Below are 14,267 nucleotides of genomic sequence, written 5' to 3'. Positions count from 1 at the left end.
CCCAATTAATAACGTCCTTATCCTTACTATTTATATTCTAGTTTGTTATGAACTCGATGTCAAAAGTCGTTTTGCCTTTTTCTTATTATTCTTGAATAAAAAAAGCGCCCGTTTAAAAATGGACGCTTTTTACGCTTATAAATACTTTGTTGGGTTAACTGCATTCGAACGTGACCAATTAAAAGGACCTTCGTGTACTTCGAAGTGTAAATGAGGCCCAGTTGAGTGACCTGTATTACCCATTGTCCCTAATTGCTGACCTTGCCCTACACGTTGACCAGGACTTACATCCATGCGGTCTAAATGTGCATAGACAGTAGAGATTTGTTGTCCATTCATTTGATGAGTCACTAAGACCCAGTTCCCAAAACTCTCATGATATTGAGCAGAAACGACTGTACCATCTAGAACGGATACAATTGGGACGTCTCCACTACGACCATTTTTACCGATATCAATTCCCCAGTGCATTCTCCCCCATCGTGGACCATAGCCTGAAGTGACAGATCCAGTTGCAGGTCTTACAAACGAACTGGAATTAGATGGTTTCGGTTCCGGTGCAGGAGACGGTGTTGCTGTATTTGTATTTGACGTACTTGGAGCAGAATTTGTGCTCGCTGTTGATTCACTTGCTTTTGGAGTTGCCTCTGTTCTTGCAGGGGCTTCACGAGTAGCTGCTGCTTCTGCTTCTTCCGCTTTACGTGCTTCCTCTGCTTTACGTTCTTCTTCTTTACGTTTTTCTTCTTCTTCTGCTGCTTTTCGTTGTTCTTCTTCCCAAGCAGCTAGCTCAGCTTCTAACGCTTCTTCTTGCTTGTTTAAAAGTTCTTCATCTGACATCATTTCATCTAATTCTGCTTTTAATGCCGCTTCTTTATCTTTAAGCTCTTGATTAAGAGTATCCAATTGGCTACGTTGCTCATCAAGTTCAGCTTTAAGGTCTTCAAGCTCAGCTTTACGTTCTTCGGCTTCAGTAAGCTTCTCTTCAACTTCTTGCTTTGCAGCTTGTACACGCTCTTCATCGGCAATATGTTCTTCAAGAAGATCCTGATCATGTTGAGCAATTGTTGTTACAACAGATAGGCGCTCAATAAAATCTCCAAAGCTTTGAGAACCTAATAAAACTTCTAAATAGCTGACATCACCATCAGATTCATAGCTAGCAACAGCACGTTCTTGCAAAATAACCGTTCTTTCTGCAATGCGCTCTTCAATCTCTACAATCTCTTCTTCTAACGCTTTAATTTCTTCTTCTAATTTTTTTAATTCGTCTTCAGCTTGCGACAATTTACTCTCAGTTGCTTCTTGTTCTGCTTGTAAATCAGCAACTTCTTTTTGTAGTTCTTTGAGCTCATCGTCTAAGATCGTCATTTCTGATCTAGTATTGTCTGCACGCTCATTAATATCTTCTTGTTGCTCTCTAACTTGATCAAGGCGACTATTAATTTCAGAATTAGCTGATGCAGGTTGTATTCCCGTTACGATTAATGATGTTGCTGCTGTTACTGCAAATGCAGCCTTAAAAAATCTTTTTTTCAAACCCTTTTCCCCCTCAAATCTAGCTTACACTTTTAAGAACTTCCGGACCGACATGGCACTTCCCCAAATACCAACAATCAATCCAACAGCTACTAATAAAATAGAGATCTGTAAAATCAATTCATTTGGTGGCAATAAACTATACGCTTGTGTTTGTAAGAAACTCCCGGCCTCAATGTAAACAAAATGATATCCGATGCTCATTATAGCGACAGGAATAATACTTCCTAGTAAACCAAGTAACATTCCTTCAATAAGAAATGGCCATCTTACAAAACTATTCGTTGCTCCTACTAACTTCATAATCTGTATTTCTTTTTTTCTAGCTAATATTGTTAATTTGATTGTATTTGAGATTAAGAACATTGCTGTAAATAGCAATGCAGCAACAATTATCGCTCCTGCGATTCGACCTGTATTCGTAATCTTAAATAAATCTGAGATGATATCTTCACCAAATGCCACATTATTCACTTGTGGGTGTTTCTCAATGGCAGTTGCTATTTCTTCCGTTAATTGGGGTGAAGAAGCTGTAACGCTCAATGCATCTCTCAAAGGGTTGTCTTCTCTTAAGTTGCCCCATACTTCTTCGTTAGTTGATGCAAGAAAATTTTCTAATCCTTCTTCCTTATCAACAAAAAGTACTTCTTCTACATCCGCCTGGCTCTCTACTTCACTTATTAATTCTTCAATTTCAGCTTCATCAGTACCATGTTCAATAAAAGCTCTAACCTCAACATTATTTTCTATTGTAGATGCGATATGATTCCCATTAAGAAATACGATCATAAAGAATCCGACAATAACTAACATAACAGTTACAGCACTAATTGAAGCAAAGGTCATCCAACCACTTCGACTTAAGTTCTTTAACCCTTCGCGCAAATGGCGTTTGGTTGCATTAAACTTCATAGCCGTAATTCCCCCTAGCTTCGTCGCGAACAATCCGACCGCCTTCAATGGCTATGACTCGACGCTTTAACGTATTAACAATTTCTTTATTGTGAGTCGCCATGATTACAGTTGTTCCTAGTCCATTTACATTTTCGAGAATATCCATAATACTCCAAGCCGTATCAGGATCTAAATTACCCGTTGGTTCATCAGCAATTAGTACATCCGGACGGTTTACAACGGCTCGCGCTATTGCCACACGCTGCTGCTCTCCACCAGAAAGTTCGCTTGGCAGAAATTTTGCTTTGCTTTTTATTTTCACGAGGTCTAGAACTTCCATTACTCGTTGTTTTATTTTTGACGGATTTTCTTCAATTACTTCTAACGCAAAGGCTACATTTTCGTAAACGGTTAATGAAGGTAATAGTTTAAAATCCTGAAAAATCACGCCTATTTTTCTACGTAAAGCAGGAATTTCTTTTTCTTTCATTCCTGATAGCTTGACGTTATTTACGATAATTTCGCCTTTTGTTGCCTTTTCTTCCCTATACATTAAGCGGATAAAAGTAGATTTGCCCGCTCCACTTGGACCTACTATATAAACAAACTCACCCTTTTCGAACTGTACGGACATACCATTAATTGCTTTTACATTATTGGTATATACTTTCCATACATCATCAAAACGAATTATACTCACTTAAACACAACCTTTAAAACCAAATTAACCTAAGTTATCTTTTAACCAATAACATGCAAATACTATGTAATTCCGACATGCTTCGCGGTTATTATAACATTAGATCGACACTCACAATATTACAGTTCTATTTCAGTTTTACGTTTTAAAATTGGTGTAACAGGGTAACCTTTAAAAGTTGACAAAAAAAAGAGCGAACCTACTGTTCGCTCAACCACTTAGCTAATGTTGTTTTATCGGGATCACTTAGTTCTTGTGGAGGCATAAACCCAATCCCCTCTTCAATAATACTCACTATCTCAAACTCCGTTAAATCCAAGTCTTGCAGTGCTGGACCTGAAGCGCCTTGAAGTTGATCACCATGGCACTGAATGCAGCTATTGTCTTGGTACAAACTGTACCCTTCATCAGCTATGTTAATCTCCTTTAACTCTGGTAATTCCTCTTCTTCTTTATTTGTTTGACAGCCTGTTAGAATAAAAAGTAGAAAAAGACAGACAATGACCTTCATGTCTCCACCTTTCTAAACTCGCTTAAAACCTTCCCCTAACACTTCCGATGCATTCGTTAAAACAATGAATGCTTTAGGGTCAGCTTTTCGAACGGTTTGTTTTAATCTAGCTACTTCATTTTGATTGACGACACACATCAGGACAGATCGAGCTTTGTTCGTGTAGCCACCATAACCTGCTAGTTTCGTTACACCTCGATCTACTGTTTCATATAGCGCTTTTTGGACATGTTCTTCTTTAGCAGAAATGATATAAGCAATTTTTGAATAGCCAATACCCATTTGAACTAAATCAATTGTTTTTGTTGTTACAAAGAGCGAGATTAACGCATAAAGTGCTAATTCAATATTAAACACAAATGCAGATGTGACAACAACTAGACCATCAATTATTCCGACACAAACTCCAACAGATAAGCCAGTAAAACGCTGTACAATCTGCGCTACCAAATCCGTACCACCTGTACTTGCATTAGCTAAGAATACAATTCCTAAACCTAGCCCTACTCCAATTCCTCCAAATAATGCACCAAGCAACGGATCACTGACTTCTACAGCCCAGTCTCTTGTTAAGAAAACGACAAGCGGGAGAAACAATGTACCTATCAGCGTTTTTGCTCCATACTTCAACCCGCCTAATAAAAACAGACCTAATATAAAAATAGGTATATTTAATGCCCACAATGTATAAGCAGGTTCAAATCCAAGTGCGTAATTTGCAATTGTGCTTATTCCACTTACACCACCTGGGGCTATTTGATTAGGAAGTAAAAATAAGTTAAATGATAGTGCGACTATCGCAGATCCAATCAAAATTCGTATATAATTGTAAGTTGCAATCGTAACGGGTTGTAGTTCTTTATTTCGTCGTCGTGTCATAACGCTTTGATGTACTCCTTTTTTTATTTGATCCGAAAAAAAAGCCGGCTGTATCAGCCGACTAAACGATTTCCTAATCCACCGAAAGAGATTGTCTTAAATAAGCATCAATAAATGCATCAAGGTCGCCATCCATCACAGCATTTGTATTTCCAATCTCATAATTTGTTCGATGGTCTTTCACCATCGAATAAGGGTGGAAAACATAAGAACGTATTTGACTACCCCAGCCAATCTCTTTTTGTTCACCACGAATTTCAGCAAGCTCTTTTTCCTTCTCTTCAATTTGAAGCTGATAGAGTTTTGCTTTCATCATCTTCATGGCTTGGTCACGGTTTTTAATTTGTGAACGTTCACTCTGACAGGTTACCACCGTGTTGGTAGGCAAGTGGGTAATACGAACAGCTGAATCAGTCGTGTTAATATGTTGTCCACCTGCTCCACTTGCTCGATACGTATCTATCTTCAAATCTTCGGTATTTATTTCTATGTCAACAGCATCATCGAGTTCAGGCATAATCTCACAAGAGACAAATGATGTGTGACGTCTCCCAGAAGAGTCAAATGGAGAGATGCGCACAAGGCGATGGACACCTTTCTCTGCTTTTAAATACCCGTAAGCATTATGCCCCTTAATTAGGAGCGTTACACTCTTCACACCAGCTTCATCACCAGGTAAGTAATCAAGGGTTTCTACTGAAAAGCCTCTCTTTTCTGCCCAACGAGTATACATGCGTAACAACATTGAAGCCCAGTCCTGTGACTCCGTTCCGCCGGCACCTGGGTGCAACTCTAAAATAGCATTATTTTTATCATACGGCTCACTCAAAAGTAAATGAAGTTCAAACTGGTTCATCTTTTCCTTAAGTGCAATCACGCCTGATTCAAGCTCTGAAGCAAGTTCTTCATCACCTTCTTCACGGACAAGCTCATAACTAACTTCAAGATCTTCGTAACTTTCAACCATCTCTTTAAACGTATTCACTTGTTCTTTCAAGCCATTGGTTTCACCGATAACTGTCTGAGCTTCTTCTTGATTATTCCAAAATTCAGGGTCTGCCATTTTCTCTTCGAGCTCAGCAATTCGCTCATCTTTTTCTTCTACGTCAAAGAGACCCCCTAAAATCAGATAGTCGCTTTTCAAGCGTCGTTAATTCTTGTTTAATTTCAACTAAATCCATCTTTTCACCTCATGAGGAGAGGCAAACTTATCCGTTTGCCCCACAACAATTTTTGTATTTTTTTCCGCTTCCACATACACAAGGGTCGTTTCGACCGATTGTCTCACCTTTTCGAATCGGCTTTTTCTTCTCTGCTTTTTGAGCTTCTGCATTGGCTGACGGTTGAACCGCTTTTCCTTCTGCCACTTCTTGGCGCTGAAGGTTTTGCTGAACTTGTGCCTTCATGACATACATGGACACTTCCTCTTCAATTTCAGCAATCATCGCCTCAAACATATTAAAGCCTTCAAATCTGTATTCTCTTAATGGATCATTTTGACCATACGCTCGTAAATGAATACCCTGTCTCAATTGATCCATTTGATCAATATGGTTCATCCATTTACGATCCACCGTACGTAACATAATGACTTTTTCAAATTCACGCATTTGTTCAGAAGAAACTTCAGCTTCTTTTTCATTGTAGGCTGTTAGAACTTTTCCAACGATTAATTCAATAATTTCTTCTTGATCTTTTCCTTTAATTTCATTCTCTGTTATTGCACCTTCGCTCAGTAACTGCCCGTTCATGTAGGTTACAATGGCATTTAAGTCCCATTCCTCTTGCACAAGTGAATCAGGCGTATGCGTTTTAATAACATGCTCAACCGTGCCTTTCATCATATTCTCTACGATTGAACGTAAATTATCTGATTCAAGCACTTCCATTCTCTGCGTATAAATGATTTCGCGTTGCTCGCGCATAACATCATCAAATTGCAAAACTTGTTTACGCGCATCATAGTTGTTTCCTTCAACACGTTTTTGTGCTGTTTCAACAGCTCTTGAAACAAGCTTTGATTCAATTGGTTGATCTTCTTCCATTCCAAGTCTTTCCATCATGGCTTTCATATTGTCGGAACCAAAGCGTCTCATCAACTCATCTTCCATTGAGAGATAGAATTGAGAAGACCCAACATCTCCTTGACGACCTGCACGTCCACGCAATTGATTATCAATCCGTCTCGATTCATGGCGTTCTGTTCCTAGCACATGCAAACCACCTAAATCTTTAACCCCTTGCCCAAGTTTAATGTCCGTCCCGCGCCCAGCCATATTGGTAGCAATCGTAACCGAACCTTGTTGACCTGCATTCTCGATAATTTCAGCTTCTCGTTCATGGTTCTTCGCATTAAGAACATGGTGTGGAATTCTTTTTTTCGTAAGCATTTTTGAAACCAATTCAGATGTTTCAACATTTACCGTTCCAACAAGCACAGGACGACCTTCTTTATGAAGTCCGGCAATTTCTGTTACAACCGCATTGAACTTAGCTTCAATCGATTTATAAATTAAATCTGAACGGTCTTCTCTTGCAATTTCGCGGTTCGTTGGAATGACCATGACATCCATCCCGTAAATGTTACGAAATTCTTCTTCTTCCGTTTTTGCCGTACCAGTCATTCCTGAAAGCTTATTATACATTCGGAAATAGTTTTGGAAGGTTATCGAAGCAAGTGTAATACTTTCTCGCTGCACCTCAAGACCCTCTTTTGCTTCAAGCGCTTGATGAAGCCCATCGCTATAACGTCTTCCTTTCATTAAACGTCCTGTAAATTGGTCTACAATAACAACTTCGCCATCATCAACGACATAATCAGCATCTCGAAGCATCGCTACATGTGCCTTTAACGATTGATTAATGTGATGATTTAACTGAACATGCTTTTGATCATAAAGATTATCAATATTAAAAGCACGTTCCGCTTTATTAACACCCTCATCTGTTAACTGGACCGTTTTGGTTTTTTCATCGTACGTATAATCATCTTCAATTTTTAAGACACGAACAAACGTATTGGCTTGTCCGTACAATTTCGTTTTTCTTTCTACTGATCCAGAAATGATTAATGGCGTTCGCGCTTCATCAACTAAAATAGAATCTACTTCATCGACTAGAGCAAAGTGTAGCGGACGCTGAACCATCTGCTCTTTATAAAGAACCATATTATCTCTTAAGTAATCAAAGCCAAGCTCATTATTCGTACTATATGTTACGTCAGCTGCATAGGCCTTCTGCTTGTCTTCTTTCGATAATCCATTTTCATTCAAACCAACTGTTAACCCTAAAAACTCAAAGATACGTCCGTAATTTTGTAGATCTCGACTTGCCAAGTAATTATTGACCGTTACAATATGGACGCCCTTTCCATGTAGTGCTTGAACATAACAGGCTACAGTTCCAACGAGCGTTTTACCTTCACCTGTTTTCATTTCCGCTATATTTCCTTGATGTAATGCAAGAGCACCTAACAATTGAACGCGATAGGGATATTCATTTAAAACTCTCCCAGCTGCTTCACGAACAACCGCTAGAGCAGGGACAACAATATCATCTATTGAAGCTCCATCCGTCAATTTTGTTTGAAATTCTGCTGTTTTGTCTTTTAATTGATCATCAGAGAGATTTTTCATCTCGCTTGCTAGTGCTTCTACTTGATCAACTACTTTTTCATTTTTCTTGAGTTGTTTTTGAGCTGGATCTCCAACTACTTTTCGCAGTAAACCGAGCATTAACATCTTCCTCTCTTAACAACGACACTTTTCATATTATGTTCTTTTTTAACCTTAATCTTCTATTATACACGCATATAACTCTTTTAGAATTGAGCCTTTATCATATCTATATTAGCAGTTTCGCTTCGTGCTTACAAGGCTAGCTCGTTCGACATAGATAGACAGACCAAAAAGGTGCGACTTGAACAAGTCACACCTTTCAATGATCAGCTTATGCTTCTGACTCGATTAAGCCATATTTTCCATCACGACGTCGATAGACCACGTTTGTACTCCCACTATCGGCATCGGAAAATACAAAGAAGTTATGCCCTAAAAGATCCATTTGCAAAATTGCTTCCTCAGCATCCATTGGTTTTAAATTAAAGCGTTTTGTACGAACAACTTCTAAATCATCTTCATCATTATAAGAATCTTCTTCGAGGATTTCTTCTCTTAAAGGCTCCAAGTCATTTTTAAACATGTGCTTGAGACTACCTTCTTGACGAAATTTGCGATTGACCTTTGTTTTATGCTTTCGAATTTGGCGCTCCAACTTTTCAACGACAACGTCAATCGCTGCATACATATCCGCGTTGGTTTCTTCTCCTCTTAATAAGAGTTTAGGCATTGGAATCGTTACCTCAATGCTTGATTCATTACTATTAACAAGCTGTAACTTTACGTTTACATCAGCTATAGGAGTTGTGTCGAAATAGCGTTCAAGTTTACCAACCTTTTTCTCAACGTATTCTCTTAAAGCTGTTGTAACCTCAATGTTTTCACCACGAATATTATAATGCATACTAGAACTCCTCCTTTTCCCTTGCTTACTTCTACATTTCCCCTAAAAATCCTCCTTAAACGTAAATGATGTGACAATTTCATAACAAAAAACTCACCCCAATAATGGAGTGAGTTGATTATGAGCTATTATTCATATCCTTACAGGAATGTGAATTAAAGCTTTACTACGTTTGCAGCTTGCGGTCCACGCGCGCCTTCAACGATTTCGAATTCTACGTCTTGACCTTCGTCAAGAGTTTTGAATCCTTCAGAGTTGATAGCTGAGAAGTGTACGAATACGTCGTCTCCATCTTCACGCTCGATAAAACCGAAACCTTTTTCTGCATTAAACCATTTTACTTTTCCTTGCATGCTTCACATTCCCTTCGTTACTAAAAATTTCAATTGTAGTGTAAAACCACATCCTCACTATAACAGTGAGATTCATATAAGTCAAACTCTTTCTTCAAATCGCCATCAGTTCATTTGTCTGCTTTTGTCGAATGTTTCCCTTAGTTGGTAGCGCTTTCTTGAAAACCCTTAAATACATAACGATTTTATCTACTTTAATTAAAACAGCCTATAAATAATCTGTCGAAAACTTTTCTAGATGAACAAGTTAATTAAATGACTAAAGTCTATTTTTCAAAGATCAATAAGATTGATTACAGTCTATAGTACCTTTTGCCTATATCTAAACTTCAGCTGGTTTGTTACAATATCACCAGCGCTTTGTAATGAAATTGTAATATTAAGCGTAATTTATTATGCCAGGAGTGGAATATATGAAGAACACAAGCTGGTTTTATTGCAGTGTTGCTGTTTCTGTCCTTCTTGGAGCTTGTTCTTATAATAGTGATGAAACGAGTTCGGATACTTCACTTCTTTCTTTAACAAGTGAAGAAGATGAATCAAGTATACAGAGTAACACAATCCTTGAGAAGTCCATTAAAGCGGATGAACAACTAGAGAATTATACAGCAAACTTAAAAATAACTGATTCACTCTCCCCTAAAGACAACTGGGATGATGAAGAACAAGTGATGAAGATAACTGAAGGAACATTAGCTCATCAAGAACAGCCTGAAGTGACTTACACGAATCTTGCTCGTTACCCAATTCACTCAGAAACTCAAGCTGAAAGCCCAGAAGAAACACTAAGTATTTTAAAAGACTCAACTGACATATTAGCAAATGTGAACAATAATGGTTGGGAAGATGTAGAAGACATATCATTAATTGAGGAGACTTACCTCTCCTTTGATTTGTCTCCTAGTCATCAGTTGCAATTGCTCTATTCTATTTCCAATTATGTTCAAGTGAGTGAATATGACGGGCTTTACGTTCTAAGTGTTGAGGCTAGTGGCGATGAGTTAAAACAAATGGCGTTGAATATGGACTTAATTGATCAATCCTTATTACGTCACCAAGATATTGAGCTTGACGATACGTTTCAAGTGGCGCAGCTCGATTACATGCTCTTCATTAATAAAGAAACTTTATTGCTTGAAAAAACCAACTCAATCATAGAATTCATTATTCAACACAATAATGAGGAATATGTGATTCGAAAAGACTTGTCCATGACTAGATCCAACGTAAATAATCCCGAAGGAATATCTCTTCCTTCAATGTAAAATAAACAGGCTATCTCAAGGATAGCCTGTTTATTTGCTTTGTCTATCTAAAAAAACACCATTTTGTGTTGACAACGTCTGGTTATTTAAATACTTATTTCTCCCCTGTTTTTTCGTGGACAAATTTTTCAAGTCTTTTTTTATGTGGTTAAATTTTTCATTTAGCATGGTTTTTAGATACATTTCTTTTTGCAGCAACTGCTCTTTTTCTGTATCATTACAAACCTTAAGTGCTATCATCGCTTTCTCACGGTTTAGAACTAACTCTTCAACAGCCGTTAAATAAAGATCTCTATCATCATCTCCAGCAGGCAGTTGCTGTTCGAGCTTTCTAATCAATTCTTCCGTAATGGAGGTAAATAAATGATTCACTATAGCGTTCCTGTATTCCGATAACGATCTTGTCTTTCTAACTGAATTACTTGCTTCCATGTTTGACGAAATTCTTCCACATAGGTTTTGGCCTCTTGTAACAACAACACATCATTCTTCACATTCGCTTCAATGAGATGATGAAGGATATATTCATACATCCTCATCATGTTCATTCCAACTTCTGTGTCTGTTTTTAACGTAACCATAAGTTCTCTTATAATTGCCTCTGCTTTAGAAAGAGCAATATGGCGATTTTCAATATTTTTTTGTTCAATTGCGTGTTCAGCAAATCGAATTTGTTTTAAACAACCATCATAAAGCATAAGCGTTAATTCCCCAGGAGAGGCCGTTTGAACGGATTGTTGTTTATAGGCAGTTTGTTTTAACACTAAATCACTCTCCTAATTGTTATAGAGTAAATTAAATAATGATTCACTTTGCTGGTTAGCCATTTGCATCGCTCGTTCCATCGCCGTAAACTGGCGCCAATAACGAGATTCCTTTTGCTCAAGCCTTCGCTCAAAAGCTTCAATTCGATCATCTATCGATTTGGTTTGCTGACCAATAGCATATTGATGTTGTTCATGAAACCCTTCCGATCCCCCAGCTTTTCGAGAGAGAGAAGACATGCCCTGTTGTAGATTCGACCGCATCGTTTGAGCCATACCAGGTTGACCGCCAGTGCCATTAAAGAAAGCAAAGACTGCGTCCGCATCCTCTTCTATTGCCGCGCGTAATTGATCTTCGTTTATAACCAGTTTTCCGCCATCGGCGTAGTCTCTAGTTGTTGAAATTCCGAGCTGAGTCAGATGAGTGATGGAAGTTCCGGAATCAACTGATTGATACAGACCTTGTCGGACGCGGTTTAAACTGCTCTGCACCAAAGAATCATTACGCAACATTCCACTTTGCGCTTGCTCATCCCATCTCTTTGCCTCCGACTCTGACATCGCATCACGTTCTTCATCGGTTAATGGCTCAAAATCACGGTAATACCGCTCATTCAACTTCCCATTCATAAGATCCACTAAGTCATTATATTCTTTTACAAAAGAGGAAATTGTATCATAAATAGCGTCAACATCAGTCGTTGCACCCAGTGTAATGGCTTGTTCAGAAACATCTTTAAGCGTTATCGTCATGCCGCTGACAGTAAACGTGTTTGAACGCCTTTCAGTCTCAACCCCATTGATGGTGAATTTAGCGTTATTTCCATTTTGTACGTTGTCATCGTTTAAACCGAAGACCGTTTGAAAAAGCGCACCGTCAAATTGAATGTCTTTTAAATTGCTTTCGCTGGAGTAAGTTCCCGTTTCTTTTCGTGTTACAACAAGAGCCTTATGATGTTCATCAAAAAATACATTCACTCCTGCAGTTGCATTTCTCATCTTCGTCGTAACGGCTTCAATCGTATCTGAGTCTTTAAAAAAGAAGGAGCTGCTTGTTACATCACCTTGCTCGTTTTTCGTTGTCGCCACTGTTGACATTGTAAATCGATCCGTACTAGATTCATCTTCCTTAATGTATTCTATTTGTAAACGAGCCGGTATATTGTCTGATTCATAGAATGTTAGCTCACCTTCATCACCAATAAAAACTTGTCCAGCTGATAATGCCCCTTGTTCTGTAGCAATTTCGTACGCTTTTCCATTAATAAGTAATTGATTAGCGCCATCTGCTAGTGTTGGCTTCTCCTGAAGTTTTGCAACTCCATCGGTTACTGCTATATTCTCTCTTTGCATAGATCCTGTGACCCAGCCCGTTTGAATATTAGTTGAATCACTTAATTGTCCTACATCGCTCAACTTTGTTTTCTCATTTACTTCGTTACCTAAACTAGCACCTCTAGCAGTAGCAGATGTTGCCATTTGACTAACCTTGTTAATGGTAAAACTTGTATTCCCTACGGTCGATGAGGCTGTTGCAGAAATGACAGCTTGATTTGACGATACAACGGAACGTTTTAACATATTTGAAGATCTCATAATGGTATCGAACATGGATGAATGCAACGAGCGCATCTTTAAATTTACTTCCCTAAAACCATCCATTTTCCAGCCTAATTCTGTTTTCTGTTTTTCAAGCTTGTTTACCGGCATTCGTTCTGCCCGCATTAAGTCTTTCATCATTTGGTCGATATCAAGCCCTGATGATAATCCTGTTAACCTCATGTTATCTTCCTTTCCACCTAGATTTGACGATCAACGATTAGTCCAGCTGATTTCATCATAGATGCAATCAAATCAAGTATTTTTTCAGGTGGTACCTCTCTTACAATTTCGTCTGTTTCTTGATCAATAACTTGAACATATACTCGATCGAGTTCCTTATGAATATTAAATGTTAATGCTCGTTTCGATACTTTATTAAAAGCTTCAATAGATGCTTGTAAATCCTCATGAATGACCTTCCCTTGAGATGTTCGATCTTTATTTCCTTCGACCGCGTGGCTAAGAGAATTTGCTGGTATAGACGTTAAGCTGGTAACCATTGGAAAATGGATTGACATGCGTTCCCTCTTTTCTAAGAACTTTTGCATCTTATTTAAATTTTTGCTATCAAAAGTCGTCTTTTCGGGATTGCTGTAAAAATGCATGCAATAAATCAATGGAGACGGGCTTTGCCGCATTTTCATTTTCTTGTTGGATCAAATCAAAGACTTCTTTACGATGAACTTCAATTGATTTTGGCGCAGATATGCCTATTTTCACCTGATCTCCTTCAACGGCGAGAATCGTTATCTCAATATCTTCGCCAATACAAATGCTTTCTTTTAACTTTCTTGATAGGACTAACATTTAACTTCCCCCTTTTGTAACCAAAGGGGTTTTTGCTGAATAATGACTTGTTTGAAGCATAAGCTGCTTTGCTTTTCCATTTTTCGTATTTGTAACAATTGGTGCCTTTAAATTGGCCGTTGATAGCGTAAACGGTTGCTCAATTGTCAATAAAACAAAGAGAGCAACATCTGTTTCATTTAATAAATTTAATTGTTCAATTGATTGATCATCAAGACGAATTTCATAGTTAGCCCAAAAGATAAATGGATTGACGCAAATAAATGCATGGTGCTTTGTGACAGCCGATTGTAAAAGGAAGAAACCTTCTTTACCGAAGGGTAGGAGGACATACTCCTTTTCATCTTTAAAACCAGGAATTCCGTTTGCAAACGTCAGAATGTCATCTGCTTGTACTTCTACTTTGCCTAAATACGTTGTTTCTACAAACATCTC

Annotated in this window: 16 protein-coding genes; 1 reads left to right on the top strand and 15 read right to left on the bottom strand. The window is 38.2% G+C overall.

Features of this window, described 5'->3' with window-relative positions; translation table 11 throughout:
• Positions 1-135: 135 nt before the first annotated feature.
• From JOC54_RS18145 to JOC54_RS18105, 9 genes are all read right to left on the bottom strand, one after another.
• On the bottom strand, positions 136-1,536 hold the full coding sequence (locus JOC54_RS18145) for a murein hydrolase activator EnvC family protein (RefSeq protein WP_204468059.1): 1,401 nt from the start codon (positions 1,534-1,536) through the stop codon (positions 136-138).
• Between the two features lie 24 nt (positions 1,537-1,560).
• Entirely contained in the window at positions 1,561-2,481 is a 921-nt protein-coding gene (ftsX, locus tag JOC54_RS18140; protein ID WP_239586819.1) for a permease-like cell division protein FtsX, read from the bottom strand.
• Complete coding sequence (gene ftsE / locus JOC54_RS18135; RefSeq protein ID WP_204468191.1) at positions 2,438-3,124, bottom strand: cell division ATP-binding protein FtsE; 687 nt, start codon at positions 3,122-3,124, stop codon at positions 2,438-2,440. The genes ftsX and ftsE overlap by 44 nt, the downstream gene beginning before the upstream one ends.
• A 205-nt stretch (positions 3,125-3,329) precedes the next feature.
• Positions 3,330-3,641 (bottom strand): c-type cytochrome, encoded by a 312-nt coding sequence (locus JOC54_RS18130; RefSeq protein ID WP_204468057.1) that lies wholly within the window; start codon positions 3,639-3,641, stop codon positions 3,330-3,332.
• Positions 3,642-3,653: 12 nt separating this feature from the next.
• Positions 3,654-4,520: a YitT family protein gene (locus tag JOC54_RS18125; RefSeq protein WP_035420571.1), complete on the bottom strand. Its 867-nt coding sequence runs from the start codon at positions 4,518-4,520 to the stop codon at positions 3,654-3,656.
• A gap of 73 nt (positions 4,521-4,593) precedes the next feature.
• Positions 4,594-5,701 (bottom strand): peptide chain release factor 2 gene (gene prfB / locus JOC54_RS18120; protein ID WP_204468054.1). Its coding sequence is split into 2 segments (ribosomal slippage): positions 4,594-5,628 and positions 5,630-5,701, totalling 1,107 coding nucleotides; the frame shifts between segments, so codons are not numbered across the junction.
• A gap of 27 nt (positions 5,702-5,728) precedes the next feature.
• The gene (secA, locus tag JOC54_RS18115; RefSeq protein ID WP_204468052.1) at positions 5,729-8,254 is read right to left on the bottom strand and encodes a preprotein translocase subunit SecA; all 2,526 of its coding nucleotides are present in this window, start codon (positions 8,252-8,254) and stop codon (positions 5,729-5,731) included.
• A 214-nt stretch (positions 8,255-8,468) separates the two neighbouring features.
• On the bottom strand, positions 8,469-9,041 hold the full coding sequence (hpf, locus tag JOC54_RS18110) for a ribosome hibernation-promoting factor, HPF/YfiA family (protein WP_035441469.1): 573 nt from the start codon (positions 9,039-9,041) through the stop codon (positions 8,469-8,471).
• A gap of 155 nt (positions 9,042-9,196) precedes the next feature.
• Positions 9,197-9,394 (bottom strand): cold shock domain-containing protein, encoded by a 198-nt coding sequence (locus tag JOC54_RS18105; protein ID WP_035420575.1) that lies wholly within the window; start codon positions 9,392-9,394, stop codon positions 9,197-9,199.
• Positions 9,395-9,807: 413 nt separating this feature from the next.
• Between JOC54_RS18105 and JOC54_RS18100 the strand changes: the two genes are divergently transcribed.
• Positions 9,808-10,659 carry a DUF6612 family protein gene (locus JOC54_RS18100; protein WP_204468050.1) on the top strand — a complete coding sequence of 284 codons (852 nt, stop codon included), beginning with the start codon at positions 9,808-9,810 and terminating at the stop codon, positions 10,657-10,659.
• A gap of 30 nt (positions 10,660-10,689) precedes the next feature.
• Here JOC54_RS18100 and JOC54_RS18095 read toward each other — a convergent pair whose 3' ends face one another.
• From JOC54_RS18095 to fliW, 6 genes are read right to left on the bottom strand one after another with little or no spacing between them, the layout of a single operon-like run.
• Entirely contained in the window at positions 10,690-11,031 is a 342-nt protein-coding gene (locus JOC54_RS18095; protein ID WP_204468048.1) for a hypothetical protein, read from the bottom strand.
• A complete protein-coding gene (fliS, locus tag JOC54_RS18090) occupies positions 11,031-11,423 on the bottom strand; it encodes a flagellar export chaperone FliS (RefSeq protein ID WP_035420581.1) in 393 nt (130 codons plus the stop codon). Before fliS ends, JOC54_RS18095 begins: the two co-directional genes overlap by 1 nt.
• Before the next feature lie 12 nt (positions 11,424-11,435).
• Positions 11,436-13,205 (bottom strand): flagellar filament capping protein FliD, encoded by a 1,770-nt coding sequence (fliD, locus tag JOC54_RS18085; protein WP_035420583.1) that lies wholly within the window; start codon positions 13,203-13,205, stop codon positions 11,436-11,438.
• Positions 13,206-13,222: 17 nt separating this feature from the next.
• Entirely contained in the window at positions 13,223-13,543 is a 321-nt protein-coding gene (locus tag JOC54_RS18080) for a flagellar protein FlaG (protein ID WP_204468046.1), read from the bottom strand.
• A 49-nt stretch (positions 13,544-13,592) separates the two neighbouring features.
• On the bottom strand, positions 13,593-13,832 hold the full coding sequence (gene csrA, locus JOC54_RS18075; RefSeq protein ID WP_204468044.1) for a carbon storage regulator CsrA: 240 nt from the start codon (positions 13,830-13,832) through the stop codon (positions 13,593-13,595).
• Entirely contained in the window at positions 13,833-14,264 is a 432-nt protein-coding gene (gene fliW, locus JOC54_RS18070; RefSeq protein WP_204468042.1) for a flagellar assembly protein FliW, read from the bottom strand.
• Between the last annotated feature and the right edge of the window lie 3 nt (positions 14,265-14,267).

The organism is Shouchella xiaoxiensis (assembly GCF_016907895.1).
In the GTDB taxonomy this organism is placed as follows: domain Bacteria; phylum Bacillota; class Bacilli; order Bacillales; family Bacillaceae_D; genus Shouchella; species Shouchella xiaoxiensis.
This window is presented reverse-complemented; position numbering and strand designations above follow the sequence as displayed.

Coding starts and splice junctions, on each gene's coding strand:
- fliD (WP_035420583.1), bottom strand. CDS start 13,205: ATGAGGTTAACAGGATTATCATCAGGGCTTGATATCGACCAAATGATG.
- csrA (WP_204468044.1), bottom strand. CDS start 13,832: ATGTTAGTCCTATCAAGAAAGTTAAAAGAAAGCATTTGTATTGGCGAA.
- JOC54_RS18130 (WP_204468057.1), bottom strand. CDS start 3,641: ATGAAGGTCATTGTCTGTCTTTTTCTACTTTTTATTCTAACAGGCTGT.
- JOC54_RS18125 (WP_035420571.1), bottom strand. CDS start 4,520: ATGACACGACGACGAAATAAAGAACTACAACCCGTTACGATTGCAACT.
- JOC54_RS18105 (WP_035420575.1), bottom strand. CDS start 9,394: ATGCAAGGAAAAGTAAAATGGTTTAATGCAGAAAAAGGTTTCGGTTTT.
- hpf (WP_035441469.1), bottom strand. CDS start 9,041: ATGCATTATAATATTCGTGGTGAAAACATTGAGGTTACAACAGCTTTA.
- JOC54_RS18080 (WP_204468046.1), bottom strand. CDS start 13,543: ATGTCAATCCATTTTCCAATGGTTACCAGCTTAACGTCTATACCAGCA.
- secA (WP_204468052.1), bottom strand. CDS start 8,254: ATGCTCGGTTTACTGCGAAAAGTAGTTGGAGATCCAGCTCAAAAACAA.
- fliW (WP_204468042.1), bottom strand. CDS start 14,264: ATGTTTGTAGAAACAACGTATTTAGGCAAAGTAGAAGTACAAGCAGAT.
- JOC54_RS18100 (WP_204468050.1), top strand. CDS start 9,808: ATGAAGAACACAAGCTGGTTTTATTGCAGTGTTGCTGTTTCTGTCCTT.